Annotated in this window: 20 protein-coding genes and 5 pseudogenes; 14 read left to right on the top strand and 11 right to left on the bottom strand. The window is 62.5% G+C overall.

The genetic code is table 11. From position 1 onward, the window contains the following. Positions 1-2 precede the first annotated feature (2 nt). Together cobG and cobF are read right to left on the bottom strand one after the other, a co-directional pair. On the bottom strand, positions 3-1,364 hold the full coding sequence (cobG, locus tag KQ933_RS31285) for a precorrin-3B synthase (protein ID WP_216759876.1): 1,362 nt from the start codon (positions 1,362-1,364) through the stop codon (positions 3-5). Between the two features lie 87 nt (positions 1,365-1,451). Beyond that, positions 1,452-2,216, bottom strand: coding sequence for a precorrin-6A synthase (deacetylating) (gene cobF / locus KQ933_RS31280; protein ID WP_216759875.1), 765 nt, complete (start codon positions 2,214-2,216; stop codon positions 1,452-1,454). Between the two features lie 202 nt (positions 2,217-2,418). Here cobF and repA point away from each other — a divergent pair, with 202 nt between their 5' ends. The 3 genes from repA (at position 2,419) to KQ933_RS31265 (ending at position 6,003) form a co-directional block, all read left to right on the top strand. Beyond that, positions 2,419-3,615 (top strand): plasmid partitioning protein RepA, encoded by a 1,197-nt coding sequence (gene repA, locus KQ933_RS31275; RefSeq protein WP_216759874.1) that lies wholly within the window; start codon positions 2,419-2,421, stop codon positions 3,613-3,615. Beyond that, positions 3,612-4,610: a plasmid partitioning protein RepB gene (gene repB / locus KQ933_RS31270; RefSeq protein ID WP_216759873.1), complete on the top strand. Its 999-nt coding sequence runs from the start codon at positions 3,612-3,614 to the stop codon at positions 4,608-4,610. The genes repA and repB overlap by 4 nt, the downstream gene beginning before the upstream one ends. 262 nt (positions 4,611-4,872) lie before the next feature. Then, positions 4,873-6,003: an RHE_PE00001 family protein gene (locus KQ933_RS31265; protein WP_216759872.1), complete on the top strand. Its 1,131-nt coding sequence runs from the start codon at positions 4,873-4,875 to the stop codon at positions 6,001-6,003. Positions 6,004-6,123: 120 nt separating this feature from the next. On the opposite strand, the pseudogene KQ933_RS33665 reads toward KQ933_RS31265, so the two are convergent. The 8 genes and pseudogenes from KQ933_RS33665 to KQ933_RS31230 all read right to left on the bottom strand — a co-directional run bounded on the left by KQ933_RS33665 (position 6,124) and on the right by KQ933_RS31230 (position 9,551). Continuing rightward, positions 6,124-6,506, bottom strand: a pseudogene (locus KQ933_RS33665) (type II toxin-antitoxin system VapC family toxin). Continuing rightward, positions 6,506-6,763 (bottom strand): type II toxin-antitoxin system VapB family antitoxin, encoded by a 258-nt coding sequence (locus tag KQ933_RS31260; RefSeq protein WP_216759871.1) that lies wholly within the window; start codon positions 6,761-6,763, stop codon positions 6,506-6,508. Before KQ933_RS31260 ends, KQ933_RS33665 begins: the two are co-directional and overlap by 1 nt. A 111-nt stretch (positions 6,764-6,874) precedes the next feature. Beyond that, positions 6,875-7,191 (bottom strand): annotated as a pseudogene (locus tag KQ933_RS31255) (integrase); the annotation flags it as partial. Positions 7,192-7,250: 59 nt separating this feature from the next. Continuing rightward, entirely contained in the window at positions 7,251-7,976 is a 726-nt protein-coding gene (locus KQ933_RS31250) for a HEPN domain-containing protein (protein ID WP_367882538.1), read from the bottom strand. 328 nt (positions 7,977-8,304) lie between these two features. Then, positions 8,305-8,628 (bottom strand): annotated as a pseudogene (locus KQ933_RS31245) (integrase); the annotation flags it as partial. Next, positions 8,625-8,822, bottom strand: a complete 198-nt coding sequence (locus KQ933_RS31240) for a prevent-host-death family protein (RefSeq protein ID WP_367882537.1) — start codon at positions 8,820-8,822, stop codon at positions 8,625-8,627. The gene KQ933_RS31240 and the pseudogene KQ933_RS31245, both read right to left, overlap by 4 nt. Positions 8,823-8,886: 64 nt before the next feature. Then, entirely contained in the window at positions 8,887-9,264 is a 378-nt protein-coding gene (locus tag KQ933_RS31235; RefSeq protein WP_216759870.1) for a type II toxin-antitoxin system VapC family toxin, read from the bottom strand. Beyond that, positions 9,261-9,551: a type II toxin-antitoxin system Phd/YefM family antitoxin gene (locus tag KQ933_RS31230; RefSeq protein ID WP_216759869.1), complete on the bottom strand. Its 291-nt coding sequence runs from the start codon at positions 9,549-9,551 to the stop codon at positions 9,261-9,263. Before KQ933_RS31230 ends, KQ933_RS31235 begins: the two co-directional genes overlap by 4 nt. 180 nt (positions 9,552-9,731) lie before the next feature. Here KQ933_RS31230 and KQ933_RS33660 point away from each other — a divergent pair. Continuing rightward, positions 9,732-9,956 (top strand): annotated as a pseudogene (locus KQ933_RS33660) (hypothetical protein); the annotation flags it as partial. Between the two features lie 403 nt (positions 9,957-10,359). Here KQ933_RS33660 and KQ933_RS31215 read toward each other — a convergent pair. Next, a pseudogene (locus tag KQ933_RS31215) lies at positions 10,360-10,884 on the bottom strand (IS6 family transposase); the annotation flags it as partial. Between the two features lie 381 nt (positions 10,885-11,265). Between KQ933_RS31215 and KQ933_RS31210 the strand changes: the two are divergent. The 10 genes from KQ933_RS31210 (at position 11,266) to KQ933_RS31165 (ending at position 20,197) form a co-directional block, all read left to right on the top strand. Then, a complete protein-coding gene (locus KQ933_RS31210; protein WP_216759867.1) occupies positions 11,266-13,785 on the top strand; it encodes an ATP-binding protein in 2,520 nt (839 codons plus the stop codon). Next, a complete protein-coding gene (locus tag KQ933_RS31205) occupies positions 13,782-14,366 on the top strand; it encodes a DUF4255 domain-containing protein (RefSeq protein ID WP_216759866.1) in 585 nt (194 codons plus the stop codon). The genes KQ933_RS31210 and KQ933_RS31205 overlap by 4 nt, the downstream gene beginning before the upstream one ends. Continuing rightward, positions 14,359-15,009 carry a hypothetical protein gene (locus KQ933_RS31200; RefSeq protein ID WP_216759865.1) on the top strand — a complete coding sequence of 217 codons (651 nt, stop codon included), beginning with the start codon at positions 14,359-14,361 and terminating at the stop codon, positions 15,007-15,009. The genes KQ933_RS31205 and KQ933_RS31200 overlap by 8 nt, the downstream gene beginning before the upstream one ends. A 20-nt stretch (positions 15,010-15,029) precedes the next feature. Beyond that, positions 15,030-16,202 (top strand): hypothetical protein, encoded by a 1,173-nt coding sequence (locus tag KQ933_RS31195; RefSeq protein WP_216759864.1) that lies wholly within the window; start codon positions 15,030-15,032, stop codon positions 16,200-16,202. Between the two features lie 20 nt (positions 16,203-16,222). Next, a complete protein-coding gene (locus KQ933_RS31190) occupies positions 16,223-17,812 on the top strand; it encodes a phage tail sheath family protein (protein ID WP_216759863.1) in 1,590 nt (529 codons plus the stop codon). A 14-nt stretch (positions 17,813-17,826) separates the two neighbouring features. Further along, the gene (locus tag KQ933_RS31185) at positions 17,827-18,276 is read left to right on the top strand and encodes a phage tail protein (protein ID WP_216759862.1); all 450 of its coding nucleotides are present in this window, start codon (positions 17,827-17,829) and stop codon (positions 18,274-18,276) included. Between the two features lie 9 nt (positions 18,277-18,285). After that, the gene (locus KQ933_RS31180) at positions 18,286-18,669 is read left to right on the top strand and encodes a hypothetical protein (RefSeq protein WP_216759861.1); all 384 of its coding nucleotides are present in this window, start codon (positions 18,286-18,288) and stop codon (positions 18,667-18,669) included. Continuing rightward, positions 18,666-18,845 carry a DUF6760 family protein gene (locus KQ933_RS31175; protein ID WP_216759860.1) on the top strand — a complete coding sequence of 60 codons (180 nt, stop codon included), beginning with the start codon at positions 18,666-18,668 and terminating at the stop codon, positions 18,843-18,845. Before KQ933_RS31180 ends, KQ933_RS31175 begins: the two co-directional genes overlap by 4 nt. 9 nt (positions 18,846-18,854) lie before the next feature. Then, positions 18,855-19,280, top strand: a complete 426-nt coding sequence (locus KQ933_RS31170; RefSeq protein WP_216759859.1) for a phage tail protein — start codon at positions 18,855-18,857, stop codon at positions 19,278-19,280. 92 nt (positions 19,281-19,372) lie between these two features. Next, positions 19,373-20,197: a hypothetical protein gene (locus tag KQ933_RS31165; RefSeq protein WP_216759858.1), complete on the top strand. Its 825-nt coding sequence runs from the start codon at positions 19,373-19,375 to the stop codon at positions 20,195-20,197. Positions 20,198-20,200: the final 3 nt, after the last annotated feature.

Raw genomic sequence — 20,200 nt, 5'->3', positions numbered from 1 at the left:
TTTTATTCCTGTTGTAGCGCCTCGGTGAGGCCGATGGCCCCAAGCCTTTTCAAGCTTTCGGCACTCGACTCGCCGGCACCTTTCTTGGCTTCGATCAGCCGGGCGAGCCTCTCTATAGCGAAATCGATCCGTCCGCCAGCAATCCTTGCAGCCGGCCTGTCGGCCGCAAGCCCATCGAGGACAAAACTGTAACCTTCAGCCGAACCGACGATCGCGAGATCTGCGCGTCGGTGCGCACAACCTTTCGCACAACCGGAGAGATGAAGCTTCAGAGAGCCGTCGAAGAGATCGGGAACGCGATTGATCAGCTGGCCAGCCAGAGCTCTCGTATCGTAGAAGGCCGAGACACAGGCCCCTGCCCCCACGCAGGCGGCAATCTGCTCGGCCGGCTCGTGCGCCGTGACGCTGAATCCATGATCGATGGCCGCTTGTTGCATAGCGGGCATTTCTGTCTCGCCGATGCCGATCAGGAAGAAGCCACGATCAGGCGCCAACCGGATTTCCGTCCCGCCAGCACTCTCGGTGGAAGTCAGGAAAGAGATCAGATCGGCGGCCCTGGCCTGGCCGAATTTCAACCGCACGCCGAGTACCGCGCTGCCATCCCGAAGCCTCGTGACGCCGACGAAGGAGGATTTCTGAGGCGCTGGACGGGTAGATCGGATGCTGTCGATCTGCGGAAATTGGGCGCGCAATGTTGCTGTGTCGATGTCGCGGGCGCGTGTCTGCCTGCCGTGTGCAATCAGGATCTGAAGCAGATCGCCGACCGCGTTGATGGCTGCATCCGCACTGCCGAGGGCCAGCGGCGTCGCGTCCTGTCCATCGCCGGCTATTGAGACCAGCCACTGACCAGCATGTTCTGCGACGATGCGGATATCGGCAGTGAGCGTGGAAAGCGAAAATTGCCCGCCACCATCGATCAGGATCGAGAGTTTCGGCGCAAGGCGCGGAGAGCTGAGAAACGCGGAGAGCCTGTTGCGCAGCGCCGCTTCCATCTCCGCCGTATCGGCGATCTCATCGGCATCGACGCCGTGCAGCGGTGAAATCTCGATCGCGACGCCATCAGGCACGGTGATACCGGCGGCGTCGATATCCGCCGCCAGCGGTCCGACTGACCCAGGACGAAGGCCGCGGATCTGCAGATTGCCGCGGGCGGTGATTTCCAGAATGCCGTTCCCATGGCGCACGGCTGCCGAAGCCAGCGCCCGAAACTGGGAGATAGTGAGTGCGCCACCGGCCGGCCTCAGGCGCACGAGCAGGCCGTCACCGGTCTGCATGGGCGCTGCAAGTGCCGGGCAGGCGCCGCGCTGCATGCTCGTTATATCGGGCCTCTCTGCTTCCAAGATCTTGCCGGTAACGCTACGCATTCATCCATCCTTTGGCCATGTCTTACATGATCGCGCCAGATGCAGCAAAGCGAGATCGGTCCGGTGAAGGGGGCAGTGAAGGGACATTCAGTCGTCGAAATCCTGTCCCTTACGAAGGAGATAGATGTCCATGATCCAGCCATGGCGCCTGCGCTCGTCGGCACGGAGCTGGATGATGTCGTCGGCGATATCGCCAAGCCGGCCTGAGCGAATGATTTCATCCTTCGTGCCGAGATAAGCGCCCCAGAAGATCTCGGCCTCGGGATCGTCGATCTTGGAAAAGGCCTGTTCGCCATCCAGCATGATGACGGTGCTCGCATGCGTCAGCCCTTCTTCCAGCAGCCGCCGCCCGGTGGTGATTTCGACCGGCTTGCCGACGAGATTGACAGGAATGCGATGGCTGGCCGCCAGTGCCTGGATGCTCGTGATGCCGGGAATGACATCATAGTCGAAGGCGCAGGTACTGGCATTGCGCACCCGTTCGATGATGCGGATCGTGCTGTCATAGAGGCTCGGGTCGCCCCAGACGAGGAAAGCCCCGGCTCCGGTTTCCGGCAGATCGCCGACCAGACCCTCGTAGATACGGGCGATCGCCGCATGCCAGTCGTCGACGCTCTGGACATAAGTTCGGTCTTGGACCGCCCGCTTCGGTACCTCGAATTCGACGATGCGGACGCCCTTGCGGGTCAGGTATCGCTCGCAGATTTCCCGGCGGAGCTCGGCGAGATCTGCCTTCGTGGCCCCCTTGGTCGGGATGAACACGACGTCTGCCGAGTTCATGGCGTTGATCGCCTGCACGGTCAGATGCTCGGGATTGCCCGTACCGATACCGATGATATGGATGTGCCGCATGTTTTCCGCCCTCGCGATTTCCTGCGGGTTGTGCCGCTAAAGCAGGTCTTTCGCAAGGGCGGACCGAAGAGTTGGCCGCGGCCAACTTTCAATCTGTGTGGTTAGCGAACCGTTTATTGTCGCTACATCCGAATCATGTCATCTTCGATACGCTTTTTGACGCTATGTTGACGGAAAAGCGCTTTAAGAAGGGGCAAGTGTTTTGGACAACATTAGCGTATCGACCACGGACGTTCGCATCGAAAGGCACGCCACGCAGCTGTCGCGCCAGCTGAAGCTGCTGCGGGAAAGGCTCTTTCCGCCGCTTTCGCAAAAGACGCTCCGGACATTCACATCAGGCGAAGCCGCGCAGATGATCGGTGTCTCCGACGGCTATCTTCGTCAGCTTTCGCTTGATGGTAAAGGTCCGCAGCCGGATGTTTCGCAGAATGGCCGCCGCTCTTACACGCTTGGCCAGATCAACGAGCTGCGCCAGCACATGGCGAAGATCAAGCCGAAGGATATGCTCTCCTACCTGCCCTGGCGGCGGGACGGCGAGAAGCTGCAGACCATCGCCATTACCAATTTCAAGGGCGGTTCGGCGAAGACCACGACCACGCTTTATCTGGCGCAGCATCTGGCGCTAGAAGGTTATCGTGTTCTGGCGATCGATCTCGATCCGCAGGCTTCGCTTTCCTCCCTGCTCGGCGTTCAGCCGGAATTCGACCTCGGAGATGGTGACACGCTTTACGGTGCCATTCGCTACGATGCGCAGCGGCGTCCGCTGAAGGATATCATCCGCAAGACCTATTTCGATGGTCTGGATCTGGTCCCCGGCAATCTCGAGCTGATGGAGTTCGAGCATGAAACGCCGCGTGCGCTGAATGAGCGCCAGAAGCCGGAAGAGCTGTTCTTCCGTCGTGTCGGCAATGCAATCGCGGAAGTCGAAGGGGACTATGATATTGTCGTCATCGATTGCCCGCCGCAACTCGGCTACCTCACGCTTGGTGCCGTCTGCGCCGCCACGTCATTGTTGATCACCGTTCATCCGCAGATGGTCGATGTCGCCTCCATGTCGCAATTCCTGCTGATGACATCAGACCTTCTGTCGGTCGTGCGCAAGGCCGGCGGTGACTTGCAGCACGATTTCATCAAATATGTCGTTACCCGCCATGAGCCTTTCGACGGACCGCAATCGCAGATCGTGGCACTGTTGCGCAGTCTCTTCGGCGATGATGTCTTGACGGCGACGATCCTGAAGTCGACGGCGATCGCCGATGCAGGTCTGACCAAGCAGACCCTCTACGAAATTGAAAAGGGGCAGGTTCGCCGCTCCACTTATGACCGGGCACTGGAATCGGTTAACGCCGCCAATGGCGAAATTCTAACCAGCATCCATAAAGCATGGGGTCGCATATGAGCCGACGAGATCGACTGAAGGGATTGTTCACTGATACGGCGCAGGAGTTGGCCGCGGCCAACTTCGAGGAAACATCCGTGCGCGGAGCCGCCGGTCCGGTGCGCACCATGGCGCTGACGCTCGGCCGTATGGAGGAGGAGAGCAGGGCGATGGAAGAGGCCCTGCTTTCAGGCGAACATGTTGTCGAACTCGATCCTGATCTGATCGATTCCTCCTTCATTCGCGATCGCCTCGGCGACGAGCCGCTCGATATGGAAGACGAACTCGTCCAGTCTATTGCCGAAAACGGTCAGGAAGTGCCGATCCTCGTGCGGCGCAATCCGCATCATGATGGGCGCTATCAGGTAGCCTATGGCCATCGTCGCCTTCAGGCCGTGAAGCTGCTCGGCCGCAAGGTGCAGGCGGTCATCCGCAAGCTCGACGATACCGATCTCGTCATTGCCCAGGGCATTGAAAACTCGGCGCGGCGCAATCTGTCCTATATCGAGCGGGCCGTCTTTGCGCTCAATCTCGAACTGAAGAAGTTCGACCGTCCCGTCATCATGAAGGCACTCTCGACCGACAAAACGGAACTGTCGAAGCTCATTTCCGTGGCGAAAACTATCCCTGCCGATATCATCCAGGCTGTCGGCGCTGCTCCCGGCATCGGCCGCAGGCGATGGATGGCGCTTGCCCAGGATTGGACCGATGCCGCCGTCTCGCGCCTGACCAAGCTGGTTGCATCCTCCACTTTCAATGCTGTGGAGAGTGATCGCCGTTTCGAACTGATTATTGCCGAGCTTTCCAAGAAGGAAGAGGCGAAGCCCGAGAGCACGGAATACGACTGGAAGCCTGCGAACGGCGGCAAGATCGCCGGTCGTATCAAAAGCACCGGTACGTCCTTCACGATCGCGCTGAAGACTGGCGATGCGCCGGATTTTGGCGCCTATCTCTCAGGCCGCCTCGATGAGCTTTACGAGGCTTACAGAGCCGGGAAGCCGAGCGCTGTAAAATAAACTGCAAGGCGCACGGTTAATCGGAGCCGAACCGGATCGCGAGGAAGTGCCTTGGTGGATGGCTCGGCTTCACCCGACAGGCGAGCGATTGCTTCGTCCGCCTATGCCGTTCAATCGATACCGGCCAATGATCCATCGGAAAACCGGGTGAAAACCTTGAGCTTGCCCGTCATGACGTTGTTCGTATGTCTCCGTCATGCGATAACTGACGGAAGGTAATGCGGGTTTCGCTTCCCTTTGTGAGAATCCATTAAGCCTAACAATGCACTATGATATTGATGCCGCAACGCTCCAGACGCTGCTTCCGGCCATCGCCGCGGCCGAGGATGCTCTGGCGCGCCTCGATGAGCGGGCGGGGCGTTCGCCGGTAGGGCAAGGCTTTGCCGAGCGCAGTCATTTCTTCGACGCGGCCGGCGCACTGTGGGTGGCGGGCGATCTCGTGCATGTCGAAGATCTCGTCCTGCATGACGCCCATATGGACAGCCGCGCGCCGAGCCACGAGCTGACGATCGCCCATTCCGTCCTGCGCACACGGCGGCGGATCGAGACGGCCGATCCTGGTTGGGCGCTCAGCCCGACAGGTCTCGGCGTGCTGACCGCCAGCACGTTGGAAGGGGAGGAGAGCGTGCCGGAGGCGGGAGCCTTTGCGCCTTCCGAGAGCGAAGCTGATGATGAGGATGACGAAGCACCGCTCGCCGCCGAAATCGCCGAGCTCGACGCTTTGCTCGCCCGTTCGCAGAGGCTTCTCGACCGGCATGCGGGCAAGACTGTCGTGGAGGAGCCGGCGGAGGCTGCACCCTCGAAGCGGGATGACGATCCGCTCGGCCTGTTCGACGATGACGAATGGAACGAGGAGGAACGGCTGCAGGAATGGCGCGGTCTGATCCCGTTCGCCGATGAGCTGCCGCCCAGTCTGGCGGCTGCGATTCTTTTCGACGCCTGGGAGCGGATCGAACCGTTGCGCCGTCAGCATTGGCTCGGCGGCCTGCTGATCGGCAGCAACCTGCGTGCCAGAGGCAAGGTCGCCTCGCATCTCTTTTCTTTTCACATCGGGCTGAAGCAGATCCGCCATGAGCGCCGGCGCTCGCGTGATCGGCTGACGCGTCTGCAGGCCTTTCTCGGTGCGATGCGGGAGAGTGCCGCCGCCGGCCTCAAGGAGATCGATCGCCTGTCGCTCGCGCGCACGCAGATGGAGTTGCGCTTTCGCGGTCGCCGGTCGAACAGCAGCCTGCCGCAGCTTGCCGATTTCGTCCTGTCGCGCCCAATGGTGTCGGCCGCTATGGTTGCCCGCGAGCTTGGTGTCACGCAGCGCGGCGCGCTGAACTTGATCAACGAGATCGGTATCCGCGAATTCACCGGCCGTGGCCGCTACCGGGCTTGGGGCATAATCTGATCCAGCGCGGGCGCGCTCGGGGAGCTCTTGTAGGTGCGCCGGCAGATTGGATGCCGACGGTGAGGTGGGGGGAGGGGATGCGATCCGTGCGACCGTGATCGAGATCCGTGTCGCGGGTCATCACGCCGCCTCTGCATCGGTCTGGGAAAAGTCGTTGCCGATGAACAGCAGGGCTACATCGGCGCGTTTTGCCAGCGCGTAGGAGAAACAATCGGTAAAAAATCAAACCTGCCGGGTGCTGGCCTTTGCCGTAGCTCAGCCTGGCTTGCGTCGCCAGATCCACGAGATCGCCATCGACCGGAATAATCTCCGCTTCGGTTTTCCTCAGCCAGAGGTCGATCTCAGCCAGCGCATGCTCACCACGCCGGCTGACAAGCATCATCCGCGCCTCCAGCACACAGGTGGCGGGGACCAGGCGGATCGGCAACTAGGTTGCGTTCCAGCCGCAATGCCTCTGGCTCGTTGCGCAGGATTGCGACTATGGCGGAGGTGTCGATCACCATCAGTTCGGAATGCCGTTCTCGTCATAGCCGACGATGTCTTCGTCGCTGCGATTGTGGAGCTCTGGCAATCGCGCCACACGTTCGCGGATGGCCCGCACGTCGCCAAGCAGACGCTCCTGCGCCATATCGCTATATCCCAGGCGATGCAGGCGTTCGGTGAGGGCCTGATGAATGGCTGCGGTCTTGCTGATGCCCTGGCGGCGGGCAAGTTCATCGGCAAGGGCGACGGTGGCCGGGTTCTTGATGTTGAGAGACACGACAGACCCCATTGTTCTACCTTTTGGACGGTTTCTACCTTAAGCGTACGACCGCATCAAATAACGTCGGATAATGCAACGTTATCGGACGTTCTTAACGGCGACATGGGCAACCCAGCCGCGACTGTCCTGCGTCTGGTCACGGTCGAAGTCGAGCCCGACGATCTCGGAACGTGCAGCCCGCGCAAAGCCGATCACCAGCATCGCCCGGTCGCGCAGGCCCGGCAGCGTGCCTCGAGGAAGTGTCTCCAGCATAGCAAGCAGGTGTTCGGGCAGAACCGCTTCCTCAATCGAGTAGGGGCGGCGTGGGTGTTGCGGATGCCGATGAACACGGTGGCGAAATCGCGATCCTTGCGGTCGAGCGGCGTGCCGCGCTGATAATAGCTCTAGGTCAGCGCTGAAAGCCGCTGCTCGATCGCCGCGGAAGCATAGGCTTTCCACGTTTCGCTGGCGTGATCGCCTCGGCCGCCGCGATAACTTCTTCCTGCTAACCCGCATCCTCTAACTTCTCTCTGCATACTGACTCAACCGTTTGCTGAAGAACCTTCACCCGCTCGACCAGCCATGCGAGGTCCTGTGAACTGATCTCGTAGTTCGGCGAATATCGCGCCTCGACATAGGCGCGCGACAGGAGCTGGAAGTGCCGGCGGGCGAGCCGGTTGTCTCGCGGCCAAGCTGCGATCAGCCGCTTGTCGATCTCCTCGGCTTTCGAACGCAAGACTTTGATGCGATGTGATTTCGGGCTGTAGAGCGTGAGTGTCAGCAGGAAGCAATGATAAAGCCGTTCAGTGGTCTGATGAAGATCAAAGGCAGCGTCGTTGTTGTATCCGCGCTCAATGCCGGTTCGTGCGAGATCGAAGCGATGCAATGCACTTTGAAACCACTGATCAAAATACTGCTGCGCCTCGGTGTTCGCCTGTTCCCTAGTGAGAGGCTTCGGCTCGGCCAGTGGATGGCCTTCCTCCTCATAGAGGACCTTGCCGTCTCTTGCGATATCGACGAAAAAGGGCCGGCCGCGCGACAACTGGTCGTTGACATCATGCAAACTGTGGACGATCGGGATGACCGGCGTTTCGATCCGATGGGCGATCTGGTCTCGGAGGAGCCTCTCATCCAGGCCGAGCCACAGTTCCTGCTCTTGCGCGAAGGCCTCGGAATTGACAACGATCAGAATGTCGTAATCGGAGCGGTAGCCGCTTGAGCGATCCTCCACCCAGTCGCCGCGGGCATAAGAACCATAGAGGATGACCTTCAGGATCTGGCTGCCGGCACGTCTCGCCGACAGTTTGGTGGCGCGGAATTGCTCGACTTCGGAAAAATGACTTCCAAAACGCGCGCGAGCCCACGCCTTTTGTTGGCCGGCAGATGGTCGAGAGTATCGGTCAGTGTCAAAGCCGCATCAAAGCCTTCGGTGGGATTCGTCTCCATCCTAGCGGCTCACCTATCATTGCGCATCTGTAATCTTTACGGGATTACCTTGCTAATGGCAACCGGAGATAGATGACAAGATTTGTGCTGACAGTCGGGGCGATTCGGCCGGCCGGCATGCCACGATCGGAATCGCTCTGCCGTTTCGCTGGGTCCCACAGATGATGGGTGACTAATTCCAACAGCAGCGCTTCCGGCGCCGACCAGAGGAGGGGGCTCCCCATCGTCGCGAGCGACCAGGCTTCCAAATAGGCAAGATCGGAGGTCAGCGCCCGCAGCGTGTTCTCCCCCGTGCCCTCGCTGACGAGGTGCTTGAGCGTCCCAATGTCCTGATGGGTCAGGGCGAGTTTGTCGCGGCGATCGATTGGCAGTATGGCGGCGATAGAATCAAGTTCGTCGGCGCGTCTTTCGATCGAACTTGATGACGCGCCGCTCATTGCACCAGCCCGTTCTCGTCATGGAAATCATCGTGGTTGGCAGTCTGGTCAGCGATCCGCGGGCGCCCCGCGGCCACCAGTGCCAAAAAATCGTCCATCGTCCCCTGGCCGGGCTTCGAGACCGCCGTCAGGACGGCGATGGGCCGCCCGGCACGGCAGATGACGACCTCGTCCGTTGCGCCGGGCGAGATCAACCAGCTCTTCAAATTGTTCGGCCGCTTCGGGAATATCCGCAAAAATCTTCATCGCTATTGCCTCTCACCAGACCCGTTCATGCAGCACCGTGTCGAACGCGACGTCGGTGGAGACGAAGGTGCAATGCTCCAGCCGCGTCTGGGCGGCGAGAATGCGATCCCAGGGATCGCGGTGATCCCAGTCGAAGGCGGCCGCCAACTCGGCATGCAGATCGGTGATCGCCAGCGTCTGCAGGCCGCTGGCGGTGACCGTGGCGCGCAATTCCTGCGGCTTCAGATCGAGCTTCTTCAGCCTCATCTTGTTGTCGAGTTCGTAGAAGGAGACGGCGCTGACCAGGACGGTGTTGGCCTTGTCTTCGATCAACGCCCGAGCCTTGTCGGACAGCCGGTCGCTGCCGATCGTCCACCAGTACACGGCGTGGCTGTCGAGCAAAACCTTCATCGCTTGGGCTCTCGGTCGGCCGGCCTGCCCTGCCAGACGCCGAGGTCGTCGTTGAAGTCGCCGGCGTCGATCGCTGCCTGTTCGGTATCGACCTCGTCGAACAGGTTGTCCGGCAGGCCGCGCTGGCGCAGCAGGCCGAAGGGGCGCTTGCCGCCGTCGGCCGGGCCGATACGGGCATAGATCTCGTTGCCGCGCATGATCAAAATTTCCTCGCCGTGGTTGGCGCGTTCGAGCACCTCGGCAAAGTTTTTGCGCGCCTCGCTGATCTTGTAGCTGGTCTGCGGCATGATGCGCTCCGATTTTCGGTGTCGATCTGCACGATAGCACCACAAGCCGGCGCGTACAACTCGTCTGTACATATCACCTCTGATAATGAAGACTTATCGATGGCCAGCGGTGCGCTGGTGCATCATAAGGAGTGAGGAATGATAACTCCGAGATAGCATTCGTTTAGCAAATCGTTTACCATGATTTCAATGGCTTACGATCTTGCGAAAATCAGCATGAGCACCCTGCTGCGGCCGGCTTTCGACGCCGGTGTCGCGCTCACCCGTCTCGATGAGCGCGTCGCCCGCTCGCCCGTCGGCGCCGGCTTCATTGAACGCCAGAATTTTACCGACGCCTGCGCCTCCCTCTGGATCGATGGCGAGCTCGTCCACCTGGAAGACCTCGTCCTCCACGACGCCACCCGATGCCTCTGACCTTGTCGACGACGCGCTTCTGCGCGTGGGGTGGAAGCGCGAGTTCGGGCTCCTCCATCGCAAAGATGACGCGACCGTTGCGGCGCTCGGCGAGCACCAGCGCATTGATCGTCCCTGAGCCTTGATGCTGGACGGGAGCGGCATAACCGGGAACACCGGTCGCGAGGAAGGATTTCAGGACGCGCGGCAAATCCTCGCGCGTCAGTTCCGAGACGCGAAGATGAGGCGCATCGGCCCATTCGCCCGGGACGATGTCGCGCATAGCGTCGCGAATGGCGGTCAGGATGCGGCCGAACTCAGGGTCGTTGGCGCCAACGACATCGAGGTCGCGGAGCTGCCGCAGCAGCCCTTCCCACATGCGGGTACGCACGCACCATGCGCCGTTCTCGTCGTCGACCGGCAGATGCGAATTCTCAGCCCGATTGTTCAGTCCCTTATGTGAGCGATGCTCGACGCCCGGCATCAACTCGGCTTTTCCGGCCGAGTAAGACCGCAGCTTGTCGGTGATCATGACGCGCGGGGCTATGCCCTGGCCATTGAGCAGCTTGCGCATCAACCGTAGAGCCGCCTTCCTGTCTCGGTGCCTTTGCAGCAGCGCATCGAGAAGATAGCCGTCGGCCTGGACGGCACGCCACAGCCAGCATTTCCTGCCTTTGATTGACACCACCATCTCATCGAGGTGCCATTTATCGGCAAACTTGCCTCGCGACTGCCGACGAAGTTGAAGGGCGAACTTCAGGCCAAACTTCGCCACCCATTCTGCGACGGTCTGAAACGAGACGGAAATGCCACGCTCGGCAAGCAGGTCCTCGACTTCGCGCAGGCTCAGCGGAAACCGAAAGTAGAGCCATACCGCATGGGCAATGATCTCAGCTGGAAAACGATGGCGTCGGTAACGGGGCAACGGGGCTTCTGTCATGCTGCTCGAATATCATCTCGCCCCGCACAATCTGTTTAGACGACGCTACCCGTCGAAACCTTGGTCGAGGGTGGCAAACCCTGGCTCTTGCCGCCAGGCGAGAAACATCAGCGCTCCATCCAAAGGTCGACGTCCTGTCCCGGCGCGAAACCCTTGTCGGTGTTTCGGTTTGCCCGCCGATGCCGGCTTGGCGGCCACGGCAGGGCCCGGCGGTCATCAATCTCACGATCCATTCCTGTCGGCCATGGTTTCTAGAACCCTAGGCCGATCGGCGCCCCACCCTCCGGCCTCCATCCTTTCTGATCACGCTGGCCGAATAGACCGTCCGGCGGCAGGCTTGCCATAGTTGGCAGGCCCAAATCTCGCAGGGGACTTAAGCAAGTGCCGCCAATCCGTGTCATTGTCGTCTCCTCGCCGTCCGACCTTCTGGCCACGGGCATCAAGGCGGCCGTCGAGTCCGAGCCTCGCGACGTGATGGCCCTCCTCGGCGGTGACGTGGTCGCCCCCGAGGATGTCGAACCGCTAGTCCAAAGCCTGCCACCGGCAACACCCTGCGCCATCTTCGTCGTCCAGAACGAGAACGAGACATACGGCGCCCTGGCCCGCGATGCGGCGCAATGGCTCGACGATTCTGAGAATATCGTCGTCTTGCGGGGCACGGTGGGCGAGGATCATGTCGAGATCGCAGCGCGCAATGTCAGCATGGAGCGGCTGCTTTCGGCCGTCCGCAACCTGCTCGATCCGGATGCATCGGCTTCGATCTACGCTCCGACCCATGAGCCAATGACGCAGGGCAACGACGCCACCCATTCGGGCCGACCGTTCCTTCATGCCGCAACCGCCTGGATCCACACGGTTCTCCACGAGGCCAGCGGCCGGCTGTTCGACTCGTCCGCCGACGACAGCGTGTCCGTCAAGCTTGCCGCGGTCGCCGACTGGATCCAGGCTCGCCCGCCGCACACCGCGCTTCTCGCCGGCAACGAGAATGTCGCGGACGCGGATCTCGCTCTCCAGCAGGCTTTGGCGGAAGCCGATCGGACCGAGCCGCTCGCCCGCCTCCTGTATGCACTGTCCCTCGATATGCTCGAAATCCGCATCTTCCTGCTGGCGTTTGGGCCCGAACTCGACCCGCGCTATCAGCGCTGGATCTCGCTTCTCATGGATGACGCCGGACGACGGGTGGGAACGTACGGCCTGTTTGCGGAACTGCTGGGAGCCCCCAGCGATGTTTCCGGCCATCTCGCGTCTTCCGGTCGACTCTCGTCCTGGCGGCTGTTCGGCACCATGGCCGGCGCCGTGCCCTCGGCGGACGAGCCGCTTCGGCTAGACGCTCCGTTGCGGCGCTGGCTGCTGGGTGCCAATGGCGGCCTGACTGACGATCCGCCGCTCAGGTCGATCCTGATCCCTGCCGCCTGGCTCGGCGCCCGACTTCTGGAAGCACCGTCCGACATAGAGCGCGCGGAACGCTTGATGGCCAGGCTGCGCTGCAACGGCAAGATGTGGCTACTGCTCAACAGCGACGATTCCGCGACCTGGCGTGCCCTGGTCGAAAAGGGTAGCGAGCATGCAGGGATCGAGCCGATCCGCGTCAGCCTGGCCCGCCTCGCCGACGTGGCCGAGGCGGATGCCGACGATGCCGGCATGCGCCTGGCCCGGCTTGCCCGACTGACGGGTCGCCCGCTCGTCCTCGACGCAACGGGGCTGGACGACGGAAACGGTATCGACGAGCGCCTGCGCCTGTTTCTCCGCGCGCTCGAACATGTCGGCCGTCACATCGCCATCATCACGGCCAATCCGGCACGCATCGCTGCACATCTCGGCACCGGCGTCTACGAGATCGAGGAAGACATGCCGAGCGGCACCATACGCGCCTCGGCCCTGCAAAGCGCGGCTCAGGTGGCCTGTGCAAGTTTCACCGACGAAGGCGCCGAGGCACTCGCAAACCTGTTCCCGTTGCAGATCGACGGTCTCGACCGCGCAAGCCGGTTGGCATCGGCGCGGCCGCTTTCGCACGACGACGAGGCCAGCCAGCGCATCCGCTTCATCGCCGCCTGCAACGAAATCGCGGCCGAGGGCGCTTCCGGCCTGGCGCAACGTATCGAGCCCACCTTCGATCTCGACGATCTCGTCCTGCCCCAGGATCGAAAGGAGCAGATCGAGGAAATCGTCAGCAACATACGCTTTGCGCCGAAAGTGCTCGAAGGCTGGAAATTCCGCGACCAGCTTCCCTATGGTCTGGGCGTCACATCCCTGTTCCATGGGCCGAGCGGCACCGGCAAGACCATGGCCGCGCTCGCGGTCGCTCATCGACTGGGCGTGCAGGTGCTGCGGATCGACCTGTCACGTCTCGTCAGCAAATATATCGGCGACACCGAGAAGAACATCGACCGCATCTTCCTCGAGGCGCAGCATACCGGCGCCGCCCTGCTGATCGACGAGGCCGACGGCCTGCTGGCACGACGCGGCGAGGTGAAGGATGCCCACGACCGCTATGCGAATATCGAGACCTCCTATCTCCTCCAGAGAATGGAGGGCCATGAGGGCCTCGTCATCCTGACGACGAACCTGCGCCAGAACATCGATCCGGCCTTCCTGCGGCGCCTGCGCTTCATCATCGACTTTCCCCGTCCCGACGCCGCGGCGCGCGAGGCGATCTGGCGGCGATGCCTGCCCGAGGAGTCGCACGACCTCGACGACGCCATGTTTCGCCAGCTCGCGCGCAAGATCGAGCTAACAGGGGGCAGCATCCGCCAGATCACGCTGCGAGCCGCCTTCATCGCCGCGGCCGCCAATTCCACGATCGGCCCGGCCCATATCACCAGGGCCAGCCGCGCCGAATATGCAAAGCTCGGCATTCCCGCCATCGATCTCAATCTCGGAGAGGGGGCGAGGGCAGCATGAGCGCGAACGCCATTTTCTCCGTCACACAGGCATTGCGAGCGCGTCTGGAGGCGTCACTCTTGAATTTGGACAACGGCACGGTCTTCGTCGGGCCTCTCGACGACCCCGATGCCAAGGGTGCTTCGCTCATCCTGTTCCTCTATCGGATCGTGCCGAACGCGACCCTGCGCAATCACACCCATCAGGTGATCTCGTCCACGCCCGGCATGGAGGTCATCACTTACGAAAACTCGCTTCCGCTGACGCTGCATTATCTCATCACGGTCGGAACCCGTGACGGCTCCTCCGAAGATCCGATGCTGCGCCTCCTCGGCCATGCCATGCGCGCGCTCAACGACGATCCGGAACTTGCCGGCGTCCGGGTCGGCAACGAGATCGCCCAAGTATCGATCGAGCCGCTGTCGACGGAGGAAATGAGCCGCATCTGGACGCTTTTTCCGACCGCCAACTATCGCACCTCGGTCGGCTATGTGGTCACGCCGGTCTGGATCGATCCGCGCGATCCGCCGGTCGTGGCGCGCCGCGTCACCGAACATTCGCTCGTAGCCGGTGCCAGGACCGAGGAGGTGCGGAATGGCTGACCGATTCCCTGTCTCCGAACCGCTGGAAATCGGCTTCGTCCGTCGCGTCCTGTTGGCGGCCGAGATTGTCGATGGCGTGACGCTCAGGCCCGTGACCAGCGGCATCCGGGTTTCCGCCTCCGGTCTGCGGCAACGTCCCCGGATCAATGCCAGCGGATTCTATGTCTGGCTGGAGGAGGGCGATCGGCAAGCTGGGGACATCGTCGTCGAGGCCCTCCACAGCGGCTTCGAGAGCACGCAGGCGGCGCCCACGGCGCTCCCCGGCCACGTTCGCATCGAGCTCACCCCCACGCCCCGCTACCGGTTCACGACCGGCGCGACGGCCCTGCGCGCGACGCTGCGCGAAAGCCTGTTCGGCCCGTCGGTGCCCGTGGCCAATGCCCGGATACGGCTGCAATGGTCGGACGACAATGGCTGGAACGACGCGCGGCTCGTCTCGATCAGCGCGGCCAATGGCGACTTCGCCGTCGCCCTTCGACTGGCGGCTGCCGACGAGGCGCGCAGCTTGCCGAACGGCGACCTTGCGGTCCGCCTCAAGGTCGAGCGCGACGGCGTCGTGCGCACAAGCGACGAAATCCCACTTCGCCAGGGTGCGGTCAGCGCCTGGCGACAGGCATTCATCTGGGACGAACTCCTACCCTAGGACAGGAAGGAAGGCGATCGATGACTAGGCAAGACAATCCTGCAGGCGAAAACTGCAACCCGCCGGGCGACACCAAGCCAACGCCGATGCCGCCGACATCCACCTGCGAGCCGCCCCCACGCCCGCCGATCAAGACCTGCGAGCCCAAATGCGATTGTCCGTCGACCACGCCACCGACGGAAACATGCTTCGACGGCCTCATTGCGCAGCAGGCGATCGAGCTCAACAAGGCGGATCACGCCAAGGCGTTCAAGGCCGAACTGGAAGACCTGCTGAGAAAGGCGAATGCCGCCAAGCTCGCCTATTCACGCGGAAAGTACGAGGACTTCAAGAAGCGATGGCAGAACGAGGACGACGGCGTCGCCGCCGCCATCGACGCCGTCACCTGCAACGTCAAGTGCTGGTGGTGCCTCATAGAGTGCGAGATCTGCCCCATCGTCTACGGCATCAAGTCGCTCGACACGGAGATCAACGGGGACGGGATGCTGATCGGACAGGTTCACTCGCTTCTCGACCTGCAATACTGGCACCAGCGCAACAAGGACGCCAAGTCGGCGCAGTTCGAGCGCTTCAAGGCCGTGCTTGCGGCATGGAACAATCCGGCCGATACGATCGAGAAAGCCCTAGTCGCGAATGACAAGATCATCAAGACGATCCGGCAGCTCGACCCAGTCGACGCGGTGCTTCAGCTTTTCCTGAAGGTCATCCCGCTTCACATGGCCATCGCGCCGCGCCCGATCGCTACCAATATCGCGGACAAGTATCTCAAGGTCTGCGACTGCGACACTGGAACGCCCGACAATTGCTGCGGGCCGGACGTGGGTGTGCTGAGCGTGCGCGAGCAGCAACTGGTCGGGCCGCAGGCCTATATCATCGACCCCGACGCCTACATGGACATCCTCTGCTGCCTGGTGACGGAACGCTACCTGCCGGCCAAGGAACAGCTCGCCAAGGCCGCCTCCGATCTCACCGCGATCAATGACGAGATCACCCGCAAGAAGGCAGAACTCGAGCGCCGCCGGAAGAGCATTCTCGAGGATGCGCTGCGCAACATCGTCAAGCCGCTCGACTGCAAGAAATACAAGCCGAAGGACGGCAACGGCGATTGCGGCTGCGACCCCAAGCCTACACCGCCTCCAAAGACCTACGACCCGCCCTATGGCGGCCAGAATCCCACCCCCAGCTACTCGTGAGCTAAGATCGGAGCCTCGCCATGCCTGAATATCTGCATCCTGGCGTCTATATCGAGGAGATCGAACGCGGCCCGCGCCCGATCGAGGGCGTGCCGACGAGCACCGCCGCCATCCTCGGCGAAGCCGAGCGCGGACCGACCGAACCCACGCTTGTCACCAGCTACAAGGAATATCAGCGTTGGTTCGGCTCCGTGTTCGCAAACGACAAGTTCCTGCCCTATGCGGTCAGCGGATTCTTCGAGAACGGCGGAAAGCGCGCCTTCATCGCGCGCATCGCCGGCCGCGACGCGGCGTCGGCCACAGCGGCGTTCGGCGACACATTCTCCATCCGCGCGGTCGGCGCCGGCAGTTGGGGCAAACGCGTCTTTGTCAGGATCGACAACAGCACGACGGAGGAGCCGGACGGCAATGGCGGATCGAGGCCGGTGGGTTTCCGCATCCGGCTCGCCTACTGGCCGACCCTTCCCGACCCGCTGTTCGACCCCTTCGCGGAGACGCGCAGGATGCCGCGCCCCACCTATACCGAGGACTTCGACGACCTTTCGCCAAAGGAGAGTTCACCGGACTTCTACGGCAAGCGGTTTCCGCTGATCGACCTGGAGAAAGGCGAAAAGAATCAAGGCCCCGACAGCTCGGCGCTCGCCGTGCTGGTACGTGCGCCCGGCGCGGCGCTCGAAGCAAAACCGGACAACGGCAATACCATGCTGCAGGGCGGCGAGGACGACGAGACCCCCGTGGGTGTCGACGACTATATCGGCCGCCATGACAATCCCGACATACCGCCGCAAGGGCTGGAGGCGCTTACGCTCGACGGCTATCGCGACGTCGCGCTGGTCTATGCGCCCGGCGTCGAGACGGATGTCATCCAGCAGATCATCATTCACTGCGAGAACATGCGGTTCCGCTTCGCGGTGATCGACAGTCCCAAGGGGCAGCGCAATGCCACGGACCTCGATCCGCGCACGACATTGCCGACGGATTCGAGCTATGCGGCATTCTACTATCCCTGGATCGTCATCTCCGATCCGCGCACCGGCGCGCGCAAGCTCGTGCCGCCGGGCGGCCACACGCTCGGAGTCTATGCCCGCACGGATACCGAGCGCGGCGTCTTCAAGGCCCCGGCCAACGAGACCCTGCGCGGCGCGCTCGATCTCGAATACCAGATCAACGACGAGACCCAAGATAGCCTGAACCCGAGAAGCGTCAACGTCATCCGCAACTTCCCCGGCCGCGGAATCCGGGTCTGGGGCGCCCGCACCCTCACCTCCAATGCGCTCTGGCGCTACAACAGCGTGCGCCGCCTCTTCATCTTCCTCGAACGCTCGATCTACGAAGGTACGCAATGGGTGGTGTTCGAACCCAACGATCCGCGACTGTGGGCAAGGGTCTCCGACACGATCCGCCTGTTCCTGCGCACGCAATGGCGCCTCGGCGCCCTGTCCGGCCGCACCGAGGAACAGGCCTTCTTCATCACCTGCGACGAGACGGTGATGACCCAGGACGATCTCCTCAACGGAAGGCTTATCTGTGAGATCGGCATAGCGCCGGTCCGGCCCGCGGAATTCGTCATCTTCCGCATCTTCCAGAACACTGCCGAAGCCCAGCGCTAAGGGGAGATCAGACCATGGCAACACGTGTAGATCCCATTCGCAACTTCCGCTTCCAGCTCCAGATCGACAATGTGACGCGCGCCGGCTTCAGCGAGGTGGCGATCGCAGAGACGACGGTCGAAGCCGTGGAATATCGGGAAGGCAGCGATCCGCCCCATGTCCGGAAGCTGTCGGGACTGACCAAGTTCGGCAACATCACGCTGAAGGCCGGCATGACCACCGGCGCCAATTCGCTCGAACTGTTCCGTTGGCACAACGACGTCTCGGCCGGCCTGGTCAGCGAGCGGCGCCGCAACATCGCGATCAGCGTCCTCGACGAGGCCGGCAAGACCGAGATGGCCCGCTTCGTCATCTCGGACTGCTGGCCGGTCAAGTACGACCCTTCCGACCTCAACGGCAAGGGCAACGAGGTGATGATCGAGATGCTCGAACTGGCCAACGAAGGCATTGAACGCATCAAGTAGGAGAGCGCCATGTCCGCACATCCGGGTTTCCTGACGGAAATCGATTTCGAATTGCCCAGGGGCTATGTCGACGACGGCGGCATGCTGCATCGCAAGGGCGTGATGCGGCTCGCCACGGCGGCCGACGAAATCCTGCCGATGCGCGATCCGCGCGTGCAGGAGAACGAGGCCTATTTGCCGGTCATCATTCTGGCACGCGTCATTACGTGCCTCGGCTCGCTCAAGGACATCCATCCCGGGGTCATCGAGGGACTCTACGCCTCGGATCTCGGCTTCCTCGAAGAGTTGTATGCCGAATTCAATGCGCGTGGGGAGAGCGGCGATGCCCCCGGCAAGCCAGCCGGGACCAACGGTCACAGCCTCCATAGGATCAACGCACTGGGGGAAGCATGAAGGCCTATCCCGTCAAGTCGCTGTACGAGGAAATGGCCTTCATCGCGCATCACTTTCACTGGTCCCACAGCGACATCATGCAGCTCGACCATGCGGAGCGCCGCCGCTGGTGCCGGGAGATCTCGACGATCAATCGCAAGCTCAACGGCGCGCCGGCCAACCCGTTCGACATCTGAGGACAGGCAATGAAACGTCAGGATCCACTTCGCGGCTTTCGGTTCCTCGTCGAGATCGACGGGCTAACCAGCGCCGGCTTCCTGCGCGTCAAGGGAATCCAGCGCGAGGTCAAGCACGAGTCCTTCCGCGAGGGCGGCGTCAACGACTACGAACACAAGCTCGTGTCGCAGGTTTCCTATCCCGTCGTGGTGCTCGAGCGCGGCCTGGCGTTCAACGACCTCTGGCAATGGGCATTCGATGCCTCCGAGGGTAATGTCACGCGCAAGAATGTTCGCATCCGCCTGCAGAACGAGGCGGGCGAACGGGCCTGGGCCTGGCAGCTCGACTGGGCTATCCCGGTGAAATGGGCGCTCTCGGATTTCGACGCCAACAATTCGCAGGTGTCGATGGAGTCGCTAGAACTGGCGCATCACGGATTGAGGAGGGCGGGATGATCCGATCCGGGCTCGCCAGGATTGGCCTCCGTCCCCGCCGGCTCTCGCGGTTCGGGGCGCGCCGCGCCGTTGCGAAGGCGGGATGGCGGCCCATGCATCTGGTCTGGACGACGCGCCGATGCCAGGCCGCGTCACACCGCCCGCAGACATGGCGCGGCGCGACCGTCGCCTATCACGGCCTGTCGCTGCAGCTGCATTTCGCCACGCTCCACGCCACGACCAACCTGTCGCAGCGTCTTTCCAGTCCCGTGGCGGGCAGAACGACGATAGCCCGCCATGTTTCCCATCATCACGCCAGCCGGTCGCGGACTGAGCAGACGCTGGCAAGAATCGTCTCGTCCGACATGGTGACGCACCGCCACCTCCTGTCCGTGCGGCAGATGACGATGCTGCGGCATCGCGACGCCATGCTGCCCGCGGCGGAACGGCATGGACGGGACGAAAGCGCCGCCGGCGCGCTGAGGGTGAGGGTTGGCGAACCCATGCCGACCATCTTCCGGACGGTGCGGCGGCAACATGGTGTGGCCCAGGCAAGTGCCCCCGTGTCGCAAATCGCGGCCAGGAGCGCGGCACCGGCAATTCTGGTGCATCGTCACGCCGGTCTCGGCGCAACGCCGCTCCAGCCCGGAAAAACCGGCGGCGCGGCCAATTCCCTGGCACAGACCGTCGCGCGGCGCGCACCGGACCTCGTCTGGCGCGTCGACAGCGTGACGCCGACGTCAGGCGGGACGGCCGAAAACCCCGTTCGGGCCATGCCGATGCCCTCCGCATCCACCGGCACAGCCTGGTCGGCGCGGGGCGCCGCCACTCCGTCGCCGCCCAGGATCGACGCCGCCGTGATCGACCGCATCGCAGAGGACGTGATCAGCAAGGTCGAGCGCCGCATGCGCATCGAACGCGAACGCAGGGGGCTCTGAGCC

It is taken from the genome of Rhizobium sp. WYJ-E13 (assembly GCF_018987265.1).
Classification (GTDB): Bacteria; Pseudomonadota; Alphaproteobacteria; order Rhizobiales; family Rhizobiaceae; genus Rhizobium.
This window is presented reverse-complemented; position numbering and strand designations above follow the sequence as displayed.

Excerpts from the sequence above, each read along its gene's own strand:
- KQ933_RS31165 (WP_216759858.1), top strand. The coding sequence starts at position 19,373 with ATGCATCTGGTCTGGACGACGCGCCGATGCCAGGCCGCGTCACACCGC.
- KQ933_RS31200 (WP_216759865.1), top strand. The coding sequence starts at position 14,359 with ATGGCTGACCGATTCCCTGTCTCCGAACCGCTGGAAATCGGCTTCGTC.
- cobG (WP_216759876.1), bottom strand. The coding sequence starts at position 1,364 with ATGCGTAGCGTTACCGGCAAGATCTTGGAAGCAGAGAGGCCCGATATA.
- KQ933_RS31185 (WP_216759862.1), top strand. The coding sequence starts at position 17,827 with ATGGCAACACGTGTAGATCCCATTCGCAACTTCCGCTTCCAGCTCCAG.
- KQ933_RS31205 (WP_216759866.1), top strand. The coding sequence starts at position 13,782 with ATGAGCGCGAACGCCATTTTCTCCGTCACACAGGCATTGCGAGCGCGT.
- repB (WP_216759873.1), top strand. The coding sequence starts at position 3,612 with ATGAGCCGACGAGATCGACTGAAGGGATTGTTCACTGATACGGCGCAG.
- KQ933_RS31175 (WP_216759860.1), top strand. The coding sequence starts at position 18,666 with ATGAAGGCCTATCCCGTCAAGTCGCTGTACGAGGAAATGGCCTTCATC.
- KQ933_RS31170 (WP_216759859.1), top strand. The coding sequence starts at position 18,855 with ATGAAACGTCAGGATCCACTTCGCGGCTTTCGGTTCCTCGTCGAGATC.
- KQ933_RS31195 (WP_216759864.1), top strand. The coding sequence starts at position 15,030 with ATGACTAGGCAAGACAATCCTGCAGGCGAAAACTGCAACCCGCCGGGC.
- KQ933_RS31235 (WP_216759870.1), bottom strand. The coding sequence starts at position 9,264 with ATGAAGGTTTTGCTCGACAGCCACGCCGTGTACTGGTGGACGATCGGC.
- KQ933_RS31190 (WP_216759863.1), top strand. The coding sequence starts at position 16,223 with ATGCCTGAATATCTGCATCCTGGCGTCTATATCGAGGAGATCGAACGC.
- cobF (WP_216759875.1), bottom strand. The coding sequence starts at position 2,216 with ATGCGGCACATCCATATCATCGGTATCGGTACGGGCAATCCCGAGCAT.
- KQ933_RS31180 (WP_216759861.1), top strand. The coding sequence starts at position 18,286 with ATGTCCGCACATCCGGGTTTCCTGACGGAAATCGATTTCGAATTGCCC.
- KQ933_RS31265 (WP_216759872.1), top strand. The coding sequence starts at position 4,873 with ATGCACTATGATATTGATGCCGCAACGCTCCAGACGCTGCTTCCGGCC.
- KQ933_RS31230 (WP_216759869.1), bottom strand. The coding sequence starts at position 9,551 with ATGCCGCAGACCAGCTACAAGATCAGCGAGGCGCGCAAAAACTTTGCC.